The sequence below is a fragment of the Gehongia tenuis genome, assembly GCF_014384795.1.
In the GTDB taxonomy this organism is placed as follows: domain Bacteria; phylum Bacillota; class Clostridia; order Christensenellales; family NSJ-53; genus Gehongia; species Gehongia tenuis.
Window position 1 is genome coordinate 1 of record NZ_JACRSR010000001.1, and the last position, 23,770, is coordinate 23,770.

Below are 23,770 nucleotides of genomic sequence, written 5' to 3' on the forward strand. Positions count from 1 at the left end.
GGTGGCAATGGCGAAGGGGAACCACCTGTACCCATGCCGAACACAGAAGTTAAGCCCTTTAGCGCCGAAGATACTTGGTGGGTAACTGCCCGGGAAAATAGGTCGCCGCCGGATTCCATTTTGAGGAGATATCGAAAGATATCTCCTTTTTAATTTCCAAACATGGGGTTTTTTGAAGATCCAATAAAACACTTGATTTTTGACGCTTTTTGATATATAAAGGAAGAGTCCGATTCTTTGAATGTGAGGTAGTGAGAGGTTGCTCTATAAAGAAACTTGTAAGCCCAAGACCGGTTCGGGATTTCAGAACATCCTGATGGTGGTGGGCATGGCGGTGGGCATCATTCTTTTTGTGGGCCTGACCAACATGCTGAAGAGGGCCTTTGGCCTGCCCTGGATCGAGTATCTGGTCTATGTGGTGATCATTGCCTTTTGTTATTGGCTGATCAAGACCCGGGTTCAGGAATTTCGTTATGCGGTGGCGGAGGATGAACTCACGGTGGAACGGATCGTGGGGGGACGGGAAAAGCTGCTGCTGAAGGTGGACCTCAAAACGGTGACCGCCGCAGGGATGGCTGCTCAACTGCCCCGCCTGAATTGCAAGAATCATAACTTTGCTTTTCGCAAGGGTTCCGATCTGCTGGTGATTCAATATATGGAGAATGGCCAGCCCAAGCAGGTGACGCTGGATGCCAGCGAAGAGTTTGTGCGCTGTGTGATGCACAGTCTCAAAAACTGCTGCCCGGAAGCAAGGATCTACCCATAAACGCCCTCAGGGCGTTTTTTTATAGGAGGATTTTATGAGACCCATCCACGATATGCTGGAAGAATACGCTTTTTCCATGCCCCTTCGGATGCACATGCCGGGCCACAAGGGCAGGATGCCCTACGGGCCATGGAGCTGGACGCTTGATGTGACGGAGCTGGCAGGGACCGATGACCTGCGCCACCCCCTTAGGGGGATCGAAGCCGCGCAGACCCTGGCAGCGCGGGCCTTTGGTGCGTCGCGGACGTTCTTTTTGGTCAACGGCGCCACCAGCGGACTCCATGCCCTTTTGTGGACATTGAGGCCTGGGGAGCGGGTGATCGTAAGCCGGGAGTGTCATTTGTCGGTAATTCACGGTATTATAATGGCGGGATTGGAGCCGGTCTATGTGGAGCCCGAATGGGATGAGGAGCAGGAAATATGTCTCGGAATGACGCCGGCCGGCCTGCGCAAGGCTTTGGCGGCGGGACCGGCGAAGGCCGTGCTGGCCACCTCGCCCAATTACTACGGTTATGGCTGTTCGGCCAGTCTGCTGGCCCGGATGGCCCATGATGCGGGTGCGGAGTTCTGGGTGGATCAGGCCCATGGCGCCCATTGGCCTTTCTATGGAGGGCTGCCTGAGGATGCGGGGAAGGCGGGCGCGGATGCCTTCGTGATGAGCGCCCATAAGACGCTGCCCGCGCCCACCCAGTGCGCCTATCTCCATGTGATTTCGCGGACCCTGGCGGAACGGGTGGACGAGACCCTTAGCCGGATTCAGACCACCAGTCCGAGCTTCCTGCTGTTGGGGGCGCTGGATGATGCCCGGTGCTTCATGGAGGAACAGGGCGGGGAGCGGCTGAGACGGCTGTATGCCGCCTGTCGGCAGATGGAAGGGGGGCTGGGCAAAGGACTGCGGGCGCTGAAGGAACGGCCGGGCTTTGTGCGGGATCGGACGAGGATCGCCGTGGACGTGACGGAAAGGGGATGGACGGGCCACGAGGCCGCGGCTTGGCTGGAAGGCCGGGGAGTCCTTGCCGAGATGGCCGATGAGCGGCGGGTGGTCTTTTTGACCTCCGTGATGGATGAGCCAGAGGATGTCAAGCGGATGGGGGATGTGATGAACACCCTTCCCCGGAGGGCTGCGGGGAAAAGGCATGGGCATCCGCGGTTCCACCCTGAACTGTGGGCGGCAGGGGAGGTCTGCGGCATACCCGACGGCGGGAAGGAACGCGTGCCGCTGGAACAGGCGGCGGGCCGGATCGCCGCAGGGAGCGCCGGCGCCTATCCACCCGGTGTGCCGCTGATCCTTCCCGGCGAGAGGATTCGGGGGAAAGTTCTCGAATATATGGTGGAGACCGCAAAGCTGGGAGGAAAGCTCTTTGGCGTAAACGGCGGGATCACCGTTTTCAAGGAGGCATGAAATGATGATCGTACTGTTTGATCTGGATGGGACGCTCACCGATTCACGGGAGGGTATTTTTCACTCGGCGCGGATTGCATTGGAAGCCCTGGGACTGCCCCAGCCCGCCGATGAGCGGATGAAGGCCATGCTGGGGCCGCCTCTCAGCGATAGCTTTGAAAACATTCTGGGCGTGGATCCGGAGCGGGTGCCGGAGGCCATCGCCCACTACCGAGCCTACTACCGGGAGAAAGGCCTTTTTGAAAATCGGGTGTATGAAGGCGTCTACGGTATGCTGGGCGAGCTGAAGGCGGCGGGGCTGGATCTGTATCTTGCGACCTCCAAGCCCGCCGTGTTTGCTGAAAGAATTTTGGAGAAATACAGGCTGGACGGCTATTTTACCGGCGTGGTGGGCGCCGATCTTGATCCCAAGGGCATCAACCATAAGCTGGACATCGTGAAGGAGGCTATGGGGCGCTACAGCGCGGGAAGATCCGCCGTGATGGTGGGGGATCGGATCATGGATATGGGTGCGGCCAAGGAACTGGGCCTGGGATCGGTATTTTGCGCCTATGGCTATGGCGAACCCAGGGAAGGAGAAGGCGCCGATTTTGTGGCGGACAGCCCCGCGGACGTGGCTTATTATATATTGGAAGGAAGTCGCTGATGTTTATTACCTTTGAAGGCCCGGACGGTTCGGGCAAAAGCACCCAAATGGAGCTTTTGAAAGGTTTTTTGAAGGAGAAGGGCTATGATGTGGTCATCAGCCGGGAGCCCGGCGGATGCCCGCTGTCCGAGGAGGTGCGCAGGCTTCTGCTGGACCCCGCCTACGAGGTGAATCCGGTGGCGGAGGCGCTGCTGTACGCCGCAGCCCGGGCTCAGCATGTGGCCGAGGTGATTAGGCCTGCTCTAAGTGCGGGCAAGATGGTGCTCTGCGACCGGTTCATCCATTCCTCTTTGGCCTACCAAGGCTACGGACGGGGTTTGGGGGAGGAGCTGGTGATGGCCATCAACCGTCCCGCTCTGCAGGGTGTCTGGCCGGACGCCACCTTTTTCTTTGATCTATCCGTATCCGATGCGCTTTTGCGCAAGAGCGCTCAAAAGGAGCTGGACCGGCTGGAGAGCGCGGGCGAGGATTTCCATGGCCGGGTCATCGAGGGTTTCCGCAGTCTATGCGCAAAAATGCCGGAAATGGTGCGGCTGGATGCCAGTGAGACGGTGGAAAAGATTCAGCAAAAGATTCGGACAACCATTGAATTGAATTTTTGAACGGAGTAGGGTATAATAGAATTACAAATCCGCGAAGGAGGGCTGAAGGATGAAATTAATTATTGCAATCGTGCAGAATGAAGACTCCGGACGGTTGATCGGAGAGCTGATGAACGACGGCTACAGTGTAACCAAGCTGGCAACCACCGGCGGTTTCCTGCGCGCCGGCAACACCACGCTGCTCTTGGGTGTGGATGAAGAGAAGATCGAGGGCGCGATGAAGATCATCGAGAAGATCTGCAAGTCCAGGAAACAGATCGCCACGTCTCCTTCCCCCATGACCGGCGGCACGGGCGTTTATATCCCCTATCCCATCGAGGTTACCGTGGGCGGAGCGACGGTGTTCGTTCTGAACGTGGAAGATTTCAAGAAGATGTAATACTGAGCAGGAGGGATCTTCTTGCTAAAAAGTCAGCTTGAGGGACAATCCGCCTTGGTGGAAGCGTTTTTGGATCGGCTTTCGCTGGGGCGGATTGTTCATGCTTATATGATTGTGGGGCCGGAAGGCTCGGGCAAGAGGACCCTTGCCGCCTATCTGTCCAAAGCGGTGCTTTGCGAAGGAAAGCATCCGCCCTGCGGCCAGTGCAGGGGCTGCCGGCTCACGCTGTCGGACAACCATCCCGATGCTCTTACCTATGGACCGGAGGGACGGAGTCTCGGCGTGGCAACGGTGCGAAAGATCATTGAGGATCTGTCCGTTCGGGCCTACTACGGGCGGCGCACGGTGGTGATTGAGGACGGGGAGAAGATGACGACCCAGGCGCAAAATGCGCTGCTCAAAATTTTGGAGGAGCCGCCGGAGGGAACGGTCTTCTTTCTGCTGGTGAGGGATGCGAACCGCATGCTGCCCACCATCCGTTCCCGATGCCAGCTGCTGCGCATGGGTCTGCTCACGCCGGGGCAGGCGGCGACGGTGCTGGAGGGGAAGGGCATTTCCCGGGAAATGGCGGCGGAAGCGGCGGAGTTTGCCGGCGGTGTCGTGGGTCAGGCGCTCCGCATGGCTAAGGACAAGGGCTTCATCGAACGCATGGAAAAGGCGAAACGAATTATGGCGGGCCTCCAAGGGGGCATGGACCCTTTTGGGCTCGCAGAGCTCATGGGAGAAAAAAAAGACATGGGGCCGATGCTGGACGCTTTGATGGTTCTGAGCCACCGGGATATGGCGGAGGGATCGTCCAGAGCGCGGGACTGGCTTGCGGCGCTTCTTAAGGCCAGGCGGGGGCTGGATCAGAATCTGGGCACCCAGATGGTCGCGGAGACATTATTTTTGGAGATGTCGGAGGATACAAAATGGCAATCGTAATTGGAGTGCGATTTCAAAAGATCGGGAAAGTCTATTACTTTGATCCCGGCGATATCAATTTTGAAGAGGGCGATGGCGCTATCGTGTCCACCACTCGGGGAACCGAGCTGGGGGAAGTGGTGGTCGCGCCCAAGGAGGTTCCGGATGAGCGGATCGTGCCTCCGCTGAAGAAGGCGGTCAGAAAGGCCACGATTGACGACTACGAACGTCAGGAACAGAATGAGCAGAAGCAGAAGGAAGCTTTCCAGATCTGCCAGAGCAAGATCAATCAGCACAAGCTGGACATGAAGCTGGTGAATGTGGAATACGCTTTTGATGGGAATAAGATTACCTTTTTCTTTACCGCTGACGGCCGGGTGGATTTCCGGGAACTGGTCAAGGATCTGGCGTCCCGGTTTCGCACCCGCATTGAGCTGAGGCAGATCGGTGTGCGGGACGAGACCAAGATGCTGGGCGGACTGGGCCCCTGCGGCCGGCCCGTATGCTGCACGGCTTTTTTGGGCGATTTTCAGCCGGTATCCATCAAGATGGCCAAGGAGCAGAATCTTTCCCTCAATCCGGGCAAGATTTCCGGGCTGTGCGGAAGGCTGATGTGCTGCCTCAAGTATGAGCAGGACACCTATGAAAAGACCCGCAAGGGCATGCCCAGGCAGGGCAGCGAGGTGGGAACCCCTGAGGGCGCGGGGATCGTGGTGGAAAGCATGGTGCTGAAGGAACGGGTGAAGGTGCGGCTGCAGCTGCCCGACGGCACCATGGGGATCCGGGAATTCGCCGTGTCCGAGCTGTGTGCGCCGGAGGATGCACCCAAAGTGGAGGTTCATGAGCTGCCGCCGCCCCGTCCGCGGCCCGCACCCCGGCCCAGACCGGAGCGTCCCCGCCCGCCCAAGGCGAGGGAGCCGCTGGGAGAAAGCCAAAGCCCAAAACCCACCCCGGTGAAGCGGGGCGGGGAAAGGCCCCGTGTGCGCACCGATAAGGATGGGCAGAACAAAAAGCCCATTCCGCCAAAGGAAGACGGCACACCCAAGGAAGGGACGAACAGGCGCCGGAGAAACCGGCCCCGGCGGCGCCCGTCGGGCCAGGGTGGAGTGGCCAATAAACCCCCGGGAAATTCGGAGAAAAATAGTTAAAAAACCTCTTCCCATGTTTGCATCGGTGTGGTAGACTAAGGTTGCAAAAGCCAAGGGCTTATTGCTTGGAATTTGGTAAGGAGGTGACAAGAAATGGCCTATAAGATTAATGACGAGTGCATCAGTTGCGGTGCTTGTGAAAGTGAGTGCCCGACCAACGCCATTTCCGCTGGAGATGGAAAGTATCAGATCGACGCCGATGTGTGCATCGATTGCGGAGCTTGCGCTGGCGTATGCCCGGTGGATGCACCCCAGCCCGAATAAGCGACTACTTAAAAAAGACCCTATGCGGGGTCTTTTTTTATGCGTTTTACAGATATTGTTTGTTGGTGTAACAAAAATTTAATCTTCTTGTAAAGAGGTAGCAGGAATTTTTGGTTTCATGGAGAATTATGTAGGGCAGTAATAAAGAAATTGGGGGTTTATGCGTGAAAAAGAAACTTGCATGGCTGCTGCTCGCGGCAGTCCTTTTGACTTCCTTCGTCCCGGCAGCTGTGCCGGCATTGAAGGCGGATCCCAGCGATGGTACGGTGGATGTGTATCTGCTTTCCTTCAATGCTCCAACGGAGGTTGCGCTGTCGGCCAGCGGTTCTGTGCAGATGGCCGGCGCCACGACGATGACCCTTCAGTCGGGACAAGCCTATGCACTGAGGGTGGGATCCAGCGGCCAGCTTGAACTGGTGCAGGGTGACGCGGTCACGGCCATGGGAGAAAGCGTTACGCTGACCCCTTCCGACGGCGGACAGACAAAGATCGCCTCGGCAGGCACCACCAGCTACCGGTTTTACAAGGGTACGATGAAGATCAGCGTGAGCAGCGGCAAGCTGTTTATGATCAATTCCGTGGGCATCAATGACTACCTGCAAAGCGTGGTGGCCTGCGAGGTGGGTAATTCCTATCCCCTGGAAACCCAGAAGGCCCAGGCTATCGCCGCCCGGACCTACCTCTATAGGAATGCCGGCAAGTACTCCGCCTATGACATTGTGGACACCACCAATGACCAGGTGTACAAGGGTGTTGTCAATGCGCCCAACTGCACCGCAGCGGTGGAGGCCACCAACAACCTGATCCTGACCTATAATGGAAGCGCGATCTGGGCCTTCTACAGCTCCAGCAACGGCGGCAAGACCTACAAGGCCAGTCAGGGCTTTTCCAGTGTGGCCGACCAGCCCTATTTGGTTGAAAAAACGGACAGCTATGATCCGGGACCGAAATATGGTCATGGCGTGGGCATGAGCCAGGTGGGCGCCCGCAACCGCGCCTATGATGGACACAATTACAGTCAGATTCTGGGCTTCTATTTTCCGGGATGCAAGCTCTACAACACCTCCACCGGCGCCACCACTGATCTTGAGACGCCGCCCGACGGCGGTATCGATGGCGGCGGCGGAAACGAGACCCCGATCTCGTCGGGTACGGTGACCGCTTCGGTTCTCAACATCCGCAAGAGCGCCTCCACCAGCTCCATGGTGATCGGCTCCCTGCAGAAGGGCGCCACGGTGCAAATCGTGGCCCAGGAGGGCGATTGGTACAAGATCAACTATGGCAGCGGCACCGGCTATGTCCATAAGGACTATGTGCAGGTGGGTGGTTCCAGCGGCGGCGGCAATGAAGGCGGTAGCGGCGGCGGCACGGCCACCCAGACGGCCACGGTGACGGCTTCGGCGCTCAACGTGCGTCAGAGCGCTTCCACTTCCTCCTCCGTGATCGGTACGGTCAGGAAGGGCCAGACGGTGAATGTGACCAAGAAGGTCTCCGACTCCTGGTATGAGATCGAATACGGCAATGGCGTGGGCTATGTCCATGGTTCCTATATCACCCTCAACGGCAGTAGCGGCGGCAATGAGGGCGGCGGCAACGTGATTCAAACGGGTACGGTGACGGCCAGCTCCCTGAATGTACGCAAAACGCCCAGCACCTCCGGTGCCCGTCTCGGCGGCCTTTCCAAGGGCGCCACGGTGAACATCGTGGGGACCAGCGGCGACTGGTATCAGATCAACTACGGCAGCGGCACCGCTTATGTCCATAAGGACTATGTTCAGGTGGGCGGGTCCGGCGGCGGTAATGAAGGCGGCAGCGGCGGCGGCACGGCTGCCCAGACAGCCACGGTGACCGCTTCGGCGCTCAACGTCCGCAGGAGCGCATCCACCTCCTCCGGTGTGATGGGTACGGTCAGGAAGGGCCAGACCGTTGAGGTGGTGCAGAAGGTCAACGATACCTGGTATCAGATCAATTACAATGGCAGCACCGGCTACGTGCACGGCTCCTATATCTCGATTAACGGCGGGTCCAGTTCCGGCGGTTCGGGCGGCGGTAGTGTGGCCACCTCCGGTACGGCGGTGGTGACGGCCAATGTGCTGAATGTCCGTTCGAGCGCGTCCACCTCTTCGTCGGTGATTGGCACCCTGCAGAAGAACAAGACCATTGAGCTTGTGCAGAAGGTTTCCGATTCCTGGTATCAGATCAAGTTTGGCAGCGGCACAGGCTACGTGCACGCTTCCTACATCCGGATCACCGACGGCAGCGGCGGCACGAGCGGCGGCAGCGGCACAATGACGGTAACCGCATCCTCGCTGTATGTGCGCAGCGGTCCCAGCACCTCCAGCTCCGCCATCGGCGGGCTCAGGAAGGGTCAAACGGTGACCGTTCTGGGTTCGGAAGGCGCTTGGTACAAGATCAGCTTTAACGGCCGCACCGCATATATCCATGGGGATTATGTGCGCTAATCAAATATAGAGAAGCAAAGAGAGAGGATAAGACAGGAGGCAGCATGAAAAGATCGGCGATAGCCGTACTGACGGCAGTGGTTTTGGGTCTGTCCCTCATGAACATGCCCAGGATCCAGGCAGCGCCAGCCAACCTTAGCAAGGGCAGCAGCGGCGACGATGTAAAGCAGCTTCAGACCCTGCTAAAAGAGAAGGGCTATTTCAACTATTCTTCCATTACGGGCTATTTTGGCACCATCACCGAACAAGCGGTGATTGCTTATCAAAAGGATCATGGGATTCCTTCCACCGGTGTGGTGGCCAGCCTGACCTGGGCAAGCCTGGGTCAGAGCGGCGGCGTGAGCGGGGGCGGCGGAACACCCACGGAGACCAACACGGTGCTCACGCTGGGCACCCGCGGGGATCAGGTGTCCGAGCTTCAGCAAAAGCTGAAGTCGGCGGGCTATTACAGCTATTCTTCCATTACGGGCTACTATGGCCCCATCACCTATGAAGCGGTCAAGGCTTTCCAGAAGGCGAAGGGTCTTTCGGTGGACGGCATGGCGGGCCCCAAGACGCTGGCGGCCCTCGGCATGGGAGGAGGTTCTTCCTCCACGCCCAGTCCCAGCCCCGGAGCGGGCGGAGGCTCCACAACAGCCACCCAGACGGCAAAAGTGACGGCCACGGCTCTCAATGTACGTCAGTCGGCCAGCACCTCATCATCGGTGCTGGGCACGGTCAGGAAAGGCCAGACGCTGCAGGTGGTCAAGAAGGCTTCCGATTCCTGGTATCAGATTCAGTACAATGGCGGCGTGGGCTATGTCCATGCGTCCTATATCAGTCTTAGCGGCAGCACGGGAACCGGCGGCGGCACCACCACGGAGAACGTAACCGGCACGGTCACCGCCTCATCCCTCAACGTTCGCCAGAATGCCAGCACCTCCAGCGCGGTGGTGGGCGGGCTCAAAAAAGGCGACACGGTGACCATCATGGCGTCAAGCGGCAGCTGGTATCAGATTTCCTTCAATGGCGGCAGCGCCTATGTCCATAAGGACTATGTCAAGGCGGATGGCACCCCCTCCACGCCGGAGACGCCGCCGCCCAGCACGACGCCGGGCACGGTAACCAACCTTACCATTGGAAGCCGGGGAGATTTGGTGACGCAGCTGCAGCAAAAGCTGAAGGATTTGGGCTATTATACTTACAGCACCATCACCGGTTACTACGGCACCATCACCCAGGATGCGGTCAAACGCTATCAAAAGGCCGCTGGACTGTCGGTGGATGGCATTGCCGGCAAGAACACGCTGACCCAGCTGGGTCTGGTGGGCGGAACCGATCCTTCCCCTTCGCCCAGCCCCTCTCCCGGCGGGGAGGATCCTGGCACCACCAGCGAATACCGTTGGCCCGCCTCCGGTGTGGTCACCTCGGAGTTTGGTGCACGGTGGGGCAAGTTCCACTATGGTATCGATATTGCGAACAATGAGGGTACGCCCATCTACGCATCCAAGGCTGGTGTGGTTAAGTACGCCGGCGAACTCGGCGACTATGGCCTGGCCATTAACATCGATCATGGCGATGGCACCACCACCCGCTATGCACATTGCAGTGCGCTTCTGGTGAAGGCCGGTGAGCGGGTGACCCCGCAGACACAGATCGCCAAGATGGGTTCCACGGGCAATTCCACAGGCAACCACGTCCACTTTGAGGTGTTCATCGGGTCCACCCGGATCAATCCCCGGGAAGTGTTGCCATAAAATTTCAATAAGTAAACTTTTTGCGAATTCACGGATTCAAAAAATAACAATCCGTGAATTCGTTTCATTTTAGGGCCAATTTCACAATATTTTTAAATAAAAACGTAATATCTTCGTAAAATAAAAGCAGGAATTCCAAAACATATAGAGAATTAAAAGACACATAGCTGTTAAGTACAGCTTTGAGGAGCGAGAGGAAATACCTTTAAAGGAGCGTATGCAAGTGAAGAAACTAGGAACTTTGATCCTGAGTGGTGTCGTGGTGTCCGGCCTGCTGCTGGCAAACCCCATGCAGATTCAGGCGGCCGGCGTGGTCAAACGAGGTGATCAAGGCGAGACAGTGACTCAGCTGCAGGATGCTTTGGCGGATGAAGGTCATTTTACCTTTGGTAAAAGCACCGGTTACTTTGGTACGATTACGGAGGATGCCGTGATCGACTACCAGAAGAGTAACGGTTTGCAGGTGGATGGCAAGGCCGGTCCTGAGACCCTGGGAAGCCTGGGCCTTACGGATGGCGGTTCCGGTTCGTCCGGCACGGGCAGCACGGCATCGTCCAATGATGTCCTGAAGCTGGGCAGCCGGGGCGACATGGTCAGCACCCTGCAACAGAAGCTGAAGAATGAGGGTTACTACACCTATAGCGAGATTACGGGTTACTACGGCCCCATCACCCAGCAGGCGGTCACCGCCTATCAGAAGGCCAAGGGCCTGCCTCAGACGGGCGTTGCTGCCAGCATGACCTTGGGCGCGCTGGGTATGACCGGCGGAAACGCCGAGGTGAGCCAGGAGGATACCTCCTCCAGTTCCGGCAGCCTTCGGGTGGGCGACCGCAACGACGAAGTCGTGAAGGTGCAGACCATTCTGCGGGATAAGGGCTATTTCAGAACCAACGTGACCGGCTATTTCGGCTCGATCACCGAGGCGGCTGTGATCGCATTCCAGAAGGATTACGGCATTGATCCCATCGGTGTGGTGGGTCCCCAGACCCGTGCCGCGCTGTATGGCAGCTCTTCCGGATCTTCCTCCAATGCGAATTTTTCCAATTCGGCGGCGGAGCAGGGTGACTCTAGCAGTGATTCCAATCCTGCGCCCTCTGCTTCGGCTTCCAACATCGTGGCCTATGCCAAGCAGTTTATGGGCACTCCCTATGTGTATGGCGGCAATGGCCCCAACGCTTTTGACTGCAGCGGTTTTGTGAAGTATGTGTTTGCGAATGCCGGCATTGGCCTGTCCCGTACGGCGACGGCCCAGTCCGGTGATGGTGTGGCGGTTTCCCGCAGCAACCTGCAGACCGGGGATTTGATCTTCTTTGATACCATCTCCGGAAACAGCAAGCCTATCGATCATGTGGGCATCTACATTGGCGACGGCCAGTTTATCCATTGCAGCACCAGCAAGGGTGTGACGATCAGCGATCTGTCCAGCGGTTACTACAGCCGCAACTATACCTGCGCTACCCGCATTCAATAATGCGAAATTGAAAAGTCCGCTTCGGCGGACTTTTTTATTTGGCTTTTTGGGGACGGATGGTACAATGAAGGAAGAAAGGGGGCAAGGGCATGGACGAGCGGCTGGATGATCTTCAGGTGAAGGGCTATAGGATCTATCAGGATCCCGAAGGTTTTTGCTTTGGCACCGATGCCGTGCTGCTGGCCCATTTTGCCCGGATTCGGCCGGGGGAGCGGGTTGTGGACCTGGGAACCGGATCGGGCATTGTTCCCCTTCTGATGGCGGCTCACAGCCGCGGAGAGGCTTTCGTGGGCCTGGAGCTGGAGCACGGCGCCGTGGACCGGGCCCGGCGCAGCGTGAAACTCAACGGCCTTTCCGGCCGCATCGAGATTGTGGAGGGAGACCTGAAGGAGGCTGCAGCGCTGCTGGGCCGGGGAACCTTCGACGTGGTGGTGACCAATCCGCCGTACCGGCCGCTGGACGGCGGCGAGCTTCCCGCCCATCCCGCCCGGCGCATGGCCCGCTATGAAACCCACTGCACTCTTAAGGACGTGCTGACGGCGGCGTCAGGGCTCCTCAAGTACCGGGGACGCTTCTATATGGTGCATCGCTGCAGCCGGCTTGCGGAGATCCTTCAGGAGATGCGGGCGGCAGGGCTGGAACCCAAGGCGGGACGCATGGTGCAAAAGGATGCGGAGGCGGCCGGGGAGCTGGTGCTGCTCGAGGGAATCAAGGGGGCCGCGTCCGGAATGGAATGGCTGCCGGTGCTGTTCACCCGATCGGGGGATGGTCCCAGCGAGGCACTGAAAAGAATCTACAGGGGGGAAGATGGATGACGGGAACGCTGTATCTATGCGCGACACCCATAGGGAATCTGGAGGACATGACCCTTCGGGCCCTGCGCATCATGAAGGAGGCGGACGGCATTGCCTGTGAGGACACCCGCCATACGCTGAAGCTCCTCAACCATTATGACATTCAAAAGCCCCTGATCAGCTACCATCAGCACGATCTGGAGCGGGGCGAGGCCCGCATCCTGGCGTGGCTGGAGGAGGGCAAAACGGTGGTCATGGTGAGCGATGCGGGGCTGCCCTGCATCTCCGATCCTGGTGCAAGGCTGGTACCGCTGGCTCGGGAGAAGGGACACCGGGTGAGCATACTGCCCGGCGCAAGCGCATCGCTGAGTGCCCTCATGCTCTCGGGACAGGATACCACCCGTTTTGCTTTTGAGGGTTTTCTGCCACGCAGCAAGCGGAAGGAGCGGCTCCGGGAGCTGGTGCGGGATCCCAGAACCCTGATCTTCTATGAGGCCCCCCATCGTCTTAAGGCGGTGCTGTCGGACATGGCAGAGGTCTTCGGCGGGGAACGCTCCGTCAGTCTGGTGCGGGAGATCACCAAGATCCATGAGGAAACCTTTGTCACCAGTCTGGGTGAAGCGGCGGAGCATTTTAAGAGCCAGGAACCAAGGGGCGAATACGTACTGGTGGTGGCCGGGGCGGTTCAGACTGAGCCGGAGGGCCCCTGGCAGGAGCTGCTTCGCCAATATCTCAAGGATATGCCCGCCATGGATGCGGTCAAGGCGGTGGCGCGGGAGCGGGGCATAAAAAAATCGGAGGTCTACCAGGAATCACTCCGCCTCCGCGGCAGGACCTGAAAAAGTGCAAAAAAAAAGCTGGCGTCTTTCGTCAGCTTTTATGATGTGAGATCATTTTTCCTCGTCAAGGCTCCGGGCCAGTTCGGCCAGACAGCTTTTGCATATATTTTTGCCTTTATATTGATGCACGTCACGGGCGTTATCGCAGAAGATGCAGGCAGGCTCGTACTTCTTGAGGATGATCTGATTGCCATCCACATAGATTTCCATAGCGTCCTTGATCTCAATGTTCAACGTCCGTCTAAGCTCGATCGGAATAACCACACGTCCCAACTCGTCCACTTTTCTCACAATACCCGTCGATTTCATAAAGTTCGCCTCCTAAGTCAAAATTCGACATTATTGATGAGGTTATCATACCAAGCATTATGGAAAAAGTCAATGAATATTTTTCTATAAAATGGAATTCATACAGTAAAACAGGAAAAATACAAGACTATCTGTAAGGTTCTGAAAATCCCTCCAGCATACATAGTTTTAGGTGGAGGAGATTGTCTATGATGAATGCACTTTGGGGCAGCATGATTTTGGCCAGCATCGTGTTCGCCCTTTTGAGCGGAAGACTGGATCTGGTGACCGATGGTGCGCTGGACGGGGCGTCGGCCAGCGTGGAGGTGGCGGTGACGCTCCTTGGCGTGTACGCCCTTTGGCTGGGGGTTCTAAAAATTGCGGAGCGGGCCGGACTGGTGGAGGCTATTGCAAAGAAGATGCGGCCGCTGATGGCGCGGCTCTTTTCCGGCGTACCTAAAAATCATCCCGCCATGGGACACATCTCCATGAACCTTCTGGCCAACGTGCTGGGCATGGGCGGCGCGGCCACGCCCTATGGGCTCAAGGCCATGGAGGAGCTGCAGCGGCTCAATCCCCATAAAGATACGGCCACCCATGACATGTGCATGCTGCTCATCGTGAACGCCTCCTCCATTCAGCTCATCCCCATGACCATCATCGGAATCCGAAGAGCCGCTGGAAGCGCGGCGCCGGCGGAGATCATCGGCAGCACCCTTCTGGTCACCCTGGTCAATACGGTGCTTGCCATCATTCTTGGCAAGATCATGGCGGGGAGGAGAGGCCGATGAAGCTGGTAACTTACATATCCGGCGGCTTCGTGGCCTTCTTCATTGCCTTTGTGGTCATCTACGGCATGGTGAAGCGGGTTCCCATCTTCGACACCTTCATTGAGGGCGCCAAGGAAGGGCTGTCCACCGTGATCACCATTCTGCCCTATCTTGTAGCCATGCTGGTGGCGGTCGAGATGCTGAAAAGCTCCGGTGCGCTGGATGCGCTGGTGAGCCTTTTGGCTCCGCTGCTTTCCTTCGTGGGGATCCCCATGGATCTGGGGCCCCTTCTGCTCATGCGGCCCTTCTCCGGAAGCGGCGCCACGGCCATTTTTACCCAGCTTGTAGAGGCGGTGGGCCCCGACTCCTACACTGGACGGCTGGCGTCCACGGTAATGGGCTCCTCCGAGACCATTCTTTACGCGGTGGGTCTCTACTTTGGTTACGTGGGTGTGAAGAAAACCCGCTACACCGTGCCCGTATCCATGCTCAGTGAATTCGTGGGGATCGTGTTTGCTGCATTTCTCTGCAAGACCATGTTTGGGCTATAAAAGCCTTGTTCTTGGTGCAAAGTTGTCGTATAATGGGACCTACGGCCAAGAAAATTGGGAGGCAGATAAGAGATGAGAGTGGACGTTTTTTCAACCCATGCCAATTTGGTGGAGCGATGCGTTCGTGACCGTACGGCCATTGTGATTGATGTGCTTCGGGCCACCAGCTGTATGGTGACGGCCCTCAGCAACGGCGCCAGGGAAGTGATTCCGGTGGAGGATGTGGAGGAGGCCCTCAAGATGGGAGGCCGGCTCGGCCGGGAGAATGTGCTGCTGGGCGGGGAGCGAAACGCTCTTTTGATCCCGGGTTTTGATCTTGGGAATTCACCCCTGGAATACAGCGGGGAGAAGGTTCGGGGCAAGGTTATCGTGGCGACCACCACCAACGGCACCCGGGCCATTCGCCGGGCGAGAACCAGCGGAGCCAGAAGGATTCTGGTGGGAGCCTATCTGAACGCTCGTGCGGTGGCAGACAGGGTCCGGGATGAGGACGAGATCGCCATCGTGTGTTCCGGTACGGCGGAACGATTCTCACTGGACGATGTGATGGCCGCAGGCTCCATCATTGCGGAGCTTCGGGAGCTGGGCGTAAAGCTGGAACTGGACGATCTTGGCTATAACGCGCTGTTCCTTTACGATCAGTACAAGCGCCATCCCGAGGATCTGCTGCTGCATTGCGGCCACTATCGGCGGCTGGTGGAACTGGGTTTCGACGACCTTACCTACTGCTTCACCCAGAACAAGCTGGACGTGGTTCCCAGTTACGATGAGGACGGCGCCATTCGTGCGCATTGACAAAGAGGGTATAGCCTCGATATAATAGGATAAACTAGCAGCATATCTTAAAAAGGTGATGACGGGAAGAGTACTTTTGCCAAGGCGCCTTGAGCGAGCCGGGAGGGTGCAAGCCGGCGGCGGCCAGCAGGAGGAACATGGTCCCTGAACCGCGGGGCCGAAGCTTTTAGGCCCTGCCGGGAACGCCCGTGACAGCGTGCGGCGATGATGGTCGCCCATAAGCCCGAATGCGGGAAAGCAGGGTGGTACCGCGAGTTGAACCTCGCCCCTACAGGGGGGTGGGGTTTTGTTTTTTTACGAAGATAAGGAGGACAGGCATGGAAAAGAACACTTTTTATGTAACGACCCCCATCTATTATCCGTCGAACAAGCTGCATATCGGCAACGCCTACTGCACCACGGCGGCGGATGCCATTGCCCGTTTCAAGCGGCTGACCGGTTATGACGTGATGTTTTTGACCGGCACCGATGAGCACGGCCAGAAGATCGAACGAATTGCCCGGGAGAAGGGCATGGAGCCCATCGACTATGTGGACGGCATCGTGGCTTCCATCAAGGATCTTTGGAAGCTGATGGATATCTCCTACGACGATTTCATTCGCACGACGGAGCCCCGGCATATGCAGGCGGTTCAGAAGATCTTCAAGCGCCTGTATGATCAGGGCGATATCTACAAGAGCGAGTACGAGGGCTGGTACTGCAGCCCCTGCGAATCCTTCTGGCTGGAGCGGCAGCTGGTGGACGGCAAATGCCCCGACTGCGGGCGGCCGGTGGAACGGGTGAAGGAGGAGTCCTATTTTCTCCGCCTGTCCAAGTATCAGGACCGCCTGATCGAATACATCAACACCCATCCCGATTTCATTCAGCCGGTTTCCCGCAGGAACGAGATGCTGAACAATTTCCTGCTGCCCGGTCTGGAGGATCTGGCCGTGTCCCGCACCTCCTTCTCCTGGGGCATCCCGGTGGAGTTCGACCCGGGACACGTGGTGTACGTGTGGCTGGACGCCTTGACGAACTACATCACGGCCCTTGGCTATTTGGGCGAAGACGACAGCAAATTCAAAAAATACTGGCCGGCGGACGTACATTTGGTGGGCAAGGAGATCGTTCGCTTTCACACCATCATCTGGCCTATCGTGCTCATGGCCTTGGGTCTGCCCCTCCCCAAGCAGGTGTACGGCCACGGCTGGCTGATCCTGGACGGCGGGGAGAAAATGTCCAAATCCAAGGGCAACGTTATCGACCCGGTGGTGCTGGTGGAACGGTACGGCCTGGATGCTATCCGCTATTTCCTGCTCCGGGAGATGCCTCTTGGCAGCGATGGCGTTTTCACCAACGAGATTCTCATCAAGCGCATCAACACGGATTTGGCCAATGACCTTGGCAACCTGGTCAGCCGCACGGTGGCCATGATGGAGAAGTACTTTGATGGCAGCATCCCCTCCGTGGGTCCGGTCACCGAGTTGGACAAGGATCTGCAGCACCTTTGCATGGGCACGCCCCAGAAGGTGGAGGAGCTTATGGACCAGTGGCAGCTCTCCGCCGCTTTGGGGGAGATCTGGAAGCTGGTGGCCCGGTGCAACAAGTACATCGATGAGACGGCGCCCTGGGCCCTGGCCAAGGACGAACAGCAAAGGGAGCGGCTGGCGACGGTGATGGTGCACCTGGTGGAATCCATCCGCACCATCGGCATTCTGATCAGCCCGTTTATGACCAAGACCCCGGCCAAGATCTTTCAGCAGATCGGCATCGAGGAAGGCCACATGACCGCTTGGGATACGGTGCGCCAGTTCGGCGTGATTCCAGCGGGCACCAAGGTGAAGAAGGGCGAGGCCCTGTTCCCGCGGCTGGATATGGCGAAGGAACTGGAGGCCCTCGATGGGATCACTCCGGGACAGGCCCACATCAAGGGTGCGTCCCAAAAGAAGAAGGAAGCGGCCAGGAAGCAGGAAGCCCAAAGGCCGGAGGAGCCGAAAAAGGACGGGAAGATCACCATCGACGACTTTGCCAAGGTGGAGATGAAGGTGGCGAATGTCCTCGCCTGCGAGGCGGTGGAAGGCTCGGAGAAGCTTTTGAAGTTCACCCTCAAAGTGGGGGAGGAGCAGCGCACCGTGGTCTCCGGCATCAAGAAGTGGTACCCTGAACCGGAGAAACTGGTGGGCAGACAGCTCATTCTGGTGGCCAATCTGAAGCCCGCGAAGCTGAAGGGTATTCTGTCCGAAGGCATGCTCCTTTCGGCGGAGGACGCTTCGGGCAATGTGCGCCTTCTCACAGTGGAATCGCCGGTGGAAGACGGCGCAGGAGTGTCTTAGAATGCTCTTTGATACCCACGCCCACATCTTTGACGAGCGTTTTGACGGGGACCGGGACGGGCTGATTGAAAGCTTTCGGGAAAAGGGCCTGGGACGGGTCATGGTTCCGGGAGCGGATATGCCTTCCAGCCTTGCCATGCCGGCCTTCGTGGAGCGCCATGAGATGCTCGTGGGCTCGGTGGGGGTGACGCCCCATGACGCCAAGGACATGGCGGACGGCGATGTGGAGCGGCTGAGGGAGCTGGCGGCCCATCCGAAGATTGTGGCGCTGGGGGAAATGGGTCTGGACTATCACTACGACTTCACACCCCGGGACGTCCAGAAGAAGCGTTTTTTGGAGCAGATGGACCTGGCGCAGGAGCTGCGGCTGCCGGTGATCCTGCACAACCGGGAGAGCACCGGCGATATGCTGGCCATTCTGAAAAGCTATGCCGGGCGGGTGAGGGGCGTGATGCACTGCTTTTCCGGCAGCTATGAGACGGCCAGGGATGTGCTGGACCTCGGGTACTACATCTCCTTTGCCGGGCCGCTCACCTTCAAGAACGCAAGAAAGGTGCGGGAGGTGGCAGCGAAGCTGCCCCGCGACCGGGTCACGGTGGAGACGGACAGCCCCTACCTGGCGCCGGAGCCAAAGCGTGGCGGACGGAATGAGCCCGCTTACGTGCGCCATGTGTGCGCGAAGCTGGCGGAGATCTGGGGCCTCCCCTATGAGGAAACGGAGCGCCTGACCTATGAGAACGGGCTGCGGCTGTTCAACCTTTCAGAATAAAAAAGAAGGGCGTTTTGCCCTTCTTTTTATGTTGTATAGAGCTTTTCATTTGTGTGACGGGCCTGTGACGGTTCTGTGAAGGCTGTCCGAGGCCTGCTGCAGCGGGAAAAAATAGGGGCCTGTCCCGGAAAATCCGGGACAGGCCTACTTTTTCGTTCCGGCACATATAGATAGATATATAGGGATCAATGGGAGAACTTCAGAAGATCCCGGGTGATGACCATGCGCTCATTGTCTCCCTCGCCGGATTTGGTTTCGAGAGTGGTGCACACCAGCCGGTGGTTGTCCCCTTCCGTGGCGAAGGCAATGATCCAGTTGATCAGCTTTTCCCGCTGCATACCCAGCTGGGCCGTACCGGTCTTGGCGGCCACGCCCATGCCTTCCACATCCACCGACCGGCCGGTACCCTCGGTGACCACGGCCCGGAGGATGGGAACCAGGAGGCTCAGGTTTTCTGCACTGACCACGCCGCTTTTCCAGACGGAAGGCTCGAAGGTCTCCGTCATGGTGTAGTCGGCGATGCCCTCGCCGGCCTGGCCGTAGGACTGGACCACCCTGGGCCGGGGGATGTTGCCGTCGTTGCCGAGGGCCGCAAAGGTGGAGGCCATCTGAATGGGTGTGATCAGCATCTCGCCCTGGCCGTATCCGGCGTCAGCTAGGATGCGGGCGGAGGGGAAGCCGGCCTCGGGATCGGAGTGAAGCTGGCTTGTAGCGGTGCCAAGATCAAACTCGATGGCCTCGCCCAGCCCCAGCCGTGAAGCGTAACTGTTGAAGGCGTCCTCGCCGCACATCAGCGCCGCGTAAGCGAAGTAGATGTTGTCCGAATGGATGAGGGCGTTTCGGAGATTCACGTCGCCGCTGTAGGCCTTGTAGCGGTAGATGGGGGGCGGCCCCCATTCCACGCCGTTGAATACCGGAGTCCACTGGTTATTGACGATCTTCTGGGGGAACACAAAGGTGGGTGTGATCTTGCCCATTTCAAGAGCCAGGGAAGCGGTGAAAGGCTTGATGGTGGAACCGGGCGCATAAAGACCGCTGGTGCAGCGGTTGTACAGCGGCCGGCCGCCATTGGGGTCGTTGAGCTCATCCCAGGTCTCCTGATCCATGCTGCGGAACAGGTTGGGATCGTAGCCCGGATAGCTGGCCATGGCTTCCACAAAACCGGTCTTTGTGTCCATAACGATGACGGATCCCCGCATGCCGGTGCTGAGCTGGGCGGTGAGCAGCCGTTCGGCTTCCTGCTGGATCTTGATATCCAAAGACAGCCACAGGTCCTGGCCGTTTTCGGCGGGTTCCTCGTACAGGATCTCTTTTTTGCCGCCGCTTTCATATTCAATGTAGATCTGATAGCCGCGCTTGCCCCGAAGCACGGACTCGTAGGCCGCCTCCAGTCCGGATTTGCCCACGATGCTGGTATCGGTGTAGCCGTCGGCGGGATCCTTCTTTTCCAGCTCATCTGCGGTGATGACGCCGGTGTAGCCGATCAGATGGCAGGCCGATTTGCCGAAGGGATAATAGCGAATGAGGGAAAGGGAGCTTTCGTCCACTCCGGCTCCCGGAATCTGGGCCACGGCCGCCTTCGTCTCCTCGGCAAGGGCGCCGATATCATAGATTTTGATGGCCACCAGCGTATCCTGACCGGTCTTACCCTCAAGTTTTTTTAAAATATCCTGGGCGGGCATTTCGATAAGGGGGGAAAGGGCCGCGGCAAACACCGCCGTATCCCCGATTTTGGAGGGGTTGGCATAGACGGTGGGCGCATAAATGTTTTGTGCGATGAGTTCGTTGTTTTTATCAAAGATCTCGCCCCGGCGGCCATAGACGGCCGTGGCCCGGACCTTCTCGTTCCAGTCCAGGTTGGGGAAGATGAGGGCGGGGGACCAGTCGATCTTCCAGCCCGTCCGCTCCTCCACCAGGGGGAGGGTGAAGGTGAGATCCATGGTCCCAAAGCGTTCGCCCTGGTACTGCACATTCACCGGCAGCGTCCGGTTGCCAAAGGCATCCTCGCTTACCTCGCCCGCCGCCAGGGTGAGCCCGGTCAGCCCAATGCCGTCATAGATATTGACATACTTGTCCACGAACTCCTCCCGGCTGATCTTTGCGGCAGCCGAGGCGGACAAAAGTTCATACATAGCCGTATAATCCCGAGCCTCCCACAGCCGAAGATAATTCTGGGCCGTGGAGGGCGTGGAATTGGAGCAGGCGTATAGAAGGGGGGTCAGCATGGCCATAATAAGGAACAAAGCCAGTACGCGTCGAGTTTTGGTCATTGACAAGGCTCCTTGAGAATTATTTTTCTCAATTATACATGCACTTTCGACAAAAGGCAAAACATTCCCCAAAAGTGCGAGAAACATATGTTCCCATTAGGTCTTGACAAATCTATTAAAAGTCATTACAATAGTGTTACTTGCTGGCTTTGGCCGGCAGGGGACCAAAGGAGGCAAACATGAGAAAGAAAAAGCGAGAAGTGGATTTCAGCGTCAACCCCACTGCTCACTTGAAGGGGATTCTGTGGACCAGCGAAGGCAAGAACGGCACAGCGGGCGGGAAGAAGCCCAAGGCCGAGCATACCGACGGGGTCTTTAAGATTTCCGCCAGCCGCCCCACAAGGCGCCGCCCCGTGATCATCGCCCTTATTGTGGCACTCGTGTTCACGTCCGTGTATGGCATCTTCGGTTTTGCCATGCCGGAAAAATACGATGTAACCGTCAAGGACGGAGAGCGGGCGCAGTTTGTGACCACCACCGAGAAGACGGTGATGGGGGTGCTGGAGGAACTGGATATCACTTTGGCGGTGGAGGATGAGGTCATCCCCTCCCGCATCGCCAGCGTAAACGACGGCATGACCGTTGAAGTGGTACGCGCAAAGGAAATCTATATCCACAAGGGCGATGAAGTGATTCCCATCAAGAAAGCCAGCGGCACGGTTCGTGAGGCCCTGCGGGACGCCGGGTTTGCCGCGAGCAGTGACGATGAAATCTCGGCGGAGCTGGATACGCCCATTACCGATGGCCAGCATATCTATTTCACCGATGTGCGGGTCGAGGAAGAGGAGGCGCTGGAGACTCTGCCGTTTGAGACGGTGAAGGAGGAGGATTTCTCCCTTGCCGAAGGTACCGAAAAGGTGGCGGTGGCGGGCCAGGAGGGACAGCGCCGCACCGTGACCCGCATCGTCTACAAGAACGATGCGGAGGTCAGCCGGGAAATCGTGCTGGATGAGGTCACCCAGCAGCCGGTGAACGAGGTTGTGAAGGTGGGCACCTTCTCCGCTGACAGCGTATCGGCTCTGATGCTGAATAAGCTGGATGCGGCGCATGATGGCATCAGCGAAGCGCTGGCGGCAACGCCGACGCCCACGCCCAAGGCGACCCCGAAGAAGACGCAGCAGCCGGCCAGCACGCCGAAGGCGACGCCCAAGCCGGATAACAATGAGACGCAGGTAACCCCCGCGCCGACACCAGAGCCGACTCCGACGCCGGAGGACGAACCTGTATCGGGCGGCGATAGTCTCCCCGGCGGTCTCACGCAGGACCAGGTGGCACGGGTGGCCAACATGAAGGCCACGGCTTATACCCATACCGGCAATCAAACCGCGACGGGAACTTGGCCCAAGGTGGGCACCATCGCCGTGGATCCCCGGGTGATTCCTCTGGGAACCCGGGTGTATGTGGTGGGCTACGGCTATGCCGTGGCTGAGGACACCGGTGGTGCCATCAAGGGCAATATTATTGATCTGTTCATGGAGACGGAAAACCAGTGTATCAACTGGGGCCGGCGGAATGTGACGGTGTATATTCTTAAGTAATATCATGAAGCATGAAAAAGCTGCCTGAAACCCGGGCAGCTTTTTTTGGAAGCGGGCGGCTTTCGAACACGCGAATGCCGACAGACTGAGAGCGGACAAATTGGAAGGAGAAACGGATGAGGGCACAGGATGTACTGAGAGCCTATGGAGTTGAGCCCAACAAGGGACTGGGTCAGAATTTTCTCACGGACCCGAACCTTCTTACCGCCATAGTGGAGCGCTGCGGCGTGGAAGTAGGGGACCGGGTGCTAGAAATCGGACCCGGTCTTGGCACGCTGACGGCGGTCCTGGCCGACCATGCGAAACGGGTGGTCTCGGTGGAGATCGACCGCGCTCTCAAGGAGGCGCTGGGCGCCATGACGGCTGGTCGAAACAACGTGGAGATCCTCTTTGGCGACTTCACCAAGATGGATCTTGACACGCTGTGGCGGGAGCACCTGGGCGGTGAACCCTTCAAGGTGGTGGCCAACCTGCCCTATTATGTGACCAGCACCATCGTGATGGGCCTTTTGGAAAGCGGACTGCCGATCCGGACGCTGGGTTTTATGGTGCAGCAGGAGGTGGCCGAGCGGATGATGGCGGCGCCCGGGACCAAAGCGTATGGCGCTCTGTCGGTGGGGGTACAATATCGCTGTGAGGCGAGCATTGTGATGCGGGTTCCCCGAGGCGCATTCCTGCCGCCGCCCAAGGTGGATTCGGCGGTTATCCGGCTGGATGTTGCATCCTCGCCCCGGGTTGCGGTGGAGGATGAGAAGCTGTTTTTTAAGGTGGTGAAGGCCATCTTTGCCGTCCGGCGCAAAACCCTGCTCAACGCCCTGAGCCTAGGGTTTGGCCTTCCCAAGGATAAGCTGTCCTATTGCATTGAATCCTGCGGTTTTTCGACCAATGTGCGGGGCGAGCAACTTTCTTTATCGGAAATGGCGAGATTGACAAATATTTTACGAAATTCGCTTGCCTAAAATCTACTTCTACATTATGATAGATATATGATCGCAATCGATCAAGATTCGGTGTTATATCCCCAATGAAACGTCTATTTTGCAGGATACGAACCTTAAACCCGCA

General features: G+C 58.0%; 21 protein-coding genes, 1 rRNA gene, 1 pseudogene and 1 other annotated feature. Of the genes and pseudogenes, 21 read left to right on the plus strand and 2 right to left on the minus strand.

Going from position 1 to position 23,770, the window contains the following annotated elements:
- The 14 genes and pseudogenes from rrf to rsmI form a co-directional block, all read left to right on the plus strand.
- Positions 1 to 114, plus strand: a 5S ribosomal RNA gene (rrf, locus tag H8696_RS00005); the annotation flags it as partial.
- Positions 115 to 259: 145 nt separating this feature from the next.
- Entirely contained in the window at positions 260 to 766 is a 507-nt protein-coding gene (locus tag H8696_RS00010; protein WP_249314120.1) for a hypothetical protein, read from the plus strand.
- A gap of 34 nt (positions 767 to 800) precedes the next feature.
- The gene (locus H8696_RS00015; protein ID WP_249314121.1) at positions 801 to 2,168 is read left to right on the plus strand and encodes an aminotransferase class I/II-fold pyridoxal phosphate-dependent enzyme; all 1,368 of its coding nucleotides are present in this window, start codon (positions 801 to 803) and stop codon (positions 2,166 to 2,168) included.
- Position 2,169: 1 nt separating this feature from the next.
- On the plus strand, positions 2,170 to 2,814 hold the full coding sequence (locus H8696_RS00020; RefSeq protein ID WP_249314122.1) for an HAD hydrolase-like protein: 645 nt from the start codon (positions 2,170 to 2,172) through the stop codon (positions 2,812 to 2,814).
- Positions 2,814 to 3,416: a dTMP kinase gene (gene tmk, locus H8696_RS00025; RefSeq protein WP_249314123.1), complete on the plus strand. Its 603-nt coding sequence runs from the start codon at positions 2,814 to 2,816 to the stop codon at positions 3,414 to 3,416. Before H8696_RS00020 ends, tmk begins: the two co-directional genes overlap by 1 nt.
- A 49-nt stretch (positions 3,417 to 3,465) precedes the next feature.
- Entirely contained in the window at positions 3,466 to 3,795 is a 330-nt protein-coding gene (locus H8696_RS00030; RefSeq protein WP_249314124.1) for a cyclic-di-AMP receptor, read from the plus strand.
- Positions 3,796 to 3,816: 21 nt separating this feature from the next.
- On the plus strand, positions 3,817 to 4,719 hold the full coding sequence (holB, locus tag H8696_RS00035; RefSeq protein ID WP_249314125.1) for a DNA polymerase III subunit delta': 903 nt from the start codon (positions 3,817 to 3,819) through the stop codon (positions 4,717 to 4,719).
- Positions 4,707 to 5,504: pseudogene (locus H8696_RS00040) on the plus strand (PSP1 domain-containing protein); the annotation flags it as partial. The gene holB and the pseudogene H8696_RS00040, both read left to right, overlap by 13 nt.
- A gap of 435 nt (positions 5,505 to 5,939) precedes the next feature.
- A complete protein-coding gene (locus tag H8696_RS00045; RefSeq protein WP_249314126.1) occupies positions 5,940 to 6,110 on the plus strand; it encodes a DUF362 domain-containing protein in 171 nt (56 codons plus the stop codon).
- A 164-nt stretch (positions 6,111 to 6,274) separates the two neighbouring features.
- Positions 6,275 to 8,572: an SH3 domain-containing protein gene (locus H8696_RS00050; protein ID WP_249314127.1), complete on the plus strand. Its 2,298-nt coding sequence runs from the start codon at positions 6,275 to 6,277 to the stop codon at positions 8,570 to 8,572.
- 44 nt (positions 8,573 to 8,616) lie between these two features.
- The gene (locus H8696_RS00055; protein WP_249314128.1) at positions 8,617 to 10,308 is read left to right on the plus strand and encodes a peptidoglycan-binding protein; all 1,692 of its coding nucleotides are present in this window, start codon (positions 8,617 to 8,619) and stop codon (positions 10,306 to 10,308) included.
- 223 nt (positions 10,309 to 10,531) lie between these two features.
- Entirely contained in the window at positions 10,532 to 11,779 is a 1,248-nt protein-coding gene (locus tag H8696_RS00060; protein ID WP_249314129.1) for a C40 family peptidase, read from the plus strand.
- A gap of 89 nt (positions 11,780 to 11,868) precedes the next feature.
- Positions 11,869 to 12,594, plus strand: a complete 726-nt coding sequence (locus H8696_RS00065) for a tRNA1(Val) (adenine(37)-N6)-methyltransferase (protein WP_249314130.1) — start codon at positions 11,869 to 11,871, stop codon at positions 12,592 to 12,594.
- Positions 12,591 to 13,412, plus strand: coding sequence for a 16S rRNA (cytidine(1402)-2'-O)-methyltransferase (rsmI, locus tag H8696_RS00070; protein ID WP_249314131.1), 822 nt, complete (start codon positions 12,591 to 12,593; stop codon positions 13,410 to 13,412). Before H8696_RS00065 ends, rsmI begins: the two co-directional genes overlap by 4 nt.
- 51 nt (positions 13,413 to 13,463) lie before the next feature.
- Here rsmI and H8696_RS00075 read toward each other — a convergent pair whose 3' ends face one another.
- Positions 13,464 to 13,721: an AbrB/MazE/SpoVT family DNA-binding domain-containing protein gene (locus H8696_RS00075; protein WP_249314132.1), complete on the minus strand. Its 258-nt coding sequence runs from the start codon at positions 13,719 to 13,721 to the stop codon at positions 13,464 to 13,466.
- 188 nt (positions 13,722 to 13,909) lie between these two features.
- On the opposite strand from H8696_RS00075, the gene H8696_RS00080 reads away from it, so the two are divergent.
- From H8696_RS00080 to H8696_RS00100, 5 genes are all read left to right on the plus strand, one after another.
- Positions 13,910 to 14,491, plus strand: coding sequence for a nucleoside recognition domain-containing protein (locus H8696_RS00080; protein ID WP_249314133.1), 582 nt, complete (start codon positions 13,910 to 13,912; stop codon positions 14,489 to 14,491).
- On the plus strand, positions 14,488 to 15,021 hold the full coding sequence (locus H8696_RS00085; RefSeq protein WP_249314134.1) for a spore maturation protein: 534 nt from the start codon (positions 14,488 to 14,490) through the stop codon (positions 15,019 to 15,021). Before H8696_RS00080 ends, H8696_RS00085 begins: the two co-directional genes overlap by 4 nt.
- A 72-nt stretch (positions 15,022 to 15,093) precedes the next feature.
- Positions 15,094 to 15,816, plus strand: a complete 723-nt coding sequence (locus H8696_RS00090) for a 2-phosphosulfolactate phosphatase (RefSeq protein WP_249314135.1) — start codon at positions 15,094 to 15,096, stop codon at positions 15,814 to 15,816.
- Between the two features lie 49 nt (positions 15,817 to 15,865).
- Positions 15,866 to 16,089, plus strand: a binding site (T-box leader).
- Positions 16,090 to 16,118: 29 nt separating this feature from the next.
- The gene (metG, locus tag H8696_RS00095) at positions 16,119 to 18,128 is read left to right on the plus strand and encodes a methionine--tRNA ligase (protein ID WP_407926355.1); all 2,010 of its coding nucleotides are present in this window, start codon (positions 16,119 to 16,121) and stop codon (positions 18,126 to 18,128) included.
- Between the two features lies 1 nt (position 18,129).
- Positions 18,130 to 18,897, plus strand: a complete 768-nt coding sequence (locus H8696_RS00100) for a TatD family hydrolase (RefSeq protein ID WP_249314137.1) — start codon at positions 18,130 to 18,132, stop codon at positions 18,895 to 18,897.
- Positions 18,898 to 19,082: 185 nt separating this feature from the next.
- On the opposite strand, the gene H8696_RS00105 is transcribed toward H8696_RS00100, so the two are convergent.
- Positions 19,083 to 21,167, minus strand: coding sequence for a penicillin-binding transpeptidase domain-containing protein (locus H8696_RS00105; RefSeq protein WP_249314138.1), 2,085 nt, complete (start codon positions 21,165 to 21,167; stop codon positions 19,083 to 19,085).
- Between the two features lie 179 nt (positions 21,168 to 21,346).
- Here H8696_RS00105 and H8696_RS11255 point away from each other — a divergent pair, with 179 nt between their 5' ends.
- Positions 21,347 to 22,705 (plus strand): 3D domain-containing protein, encoded by a 1,359-nt coding sequence (locus H8696_RS11255; protein WP_283244828.1) that lies wholly within the window; start codon positions 21,347 to 21,349, stop codon positions 22,703 to 22,705.
- Positions 22,706 to 22,821: 116 nt separating this feature from the next.
- Entirely contained in the window at positions 22,822 to 23,664 is an 843-nt protein-coding gene (gene rsmA / locus H8696_RS00120) for a 16S rRNA (adenine(1518)-N(6)/adenine(1519)-N(6))-dimethyltransferase RsmA (RefSeq protein ID WP_249314139.1), read from the plus strand.
- The last annotated feature ends 106 nt before the right edge of the window (positions 23,665 to 23,770 follow it).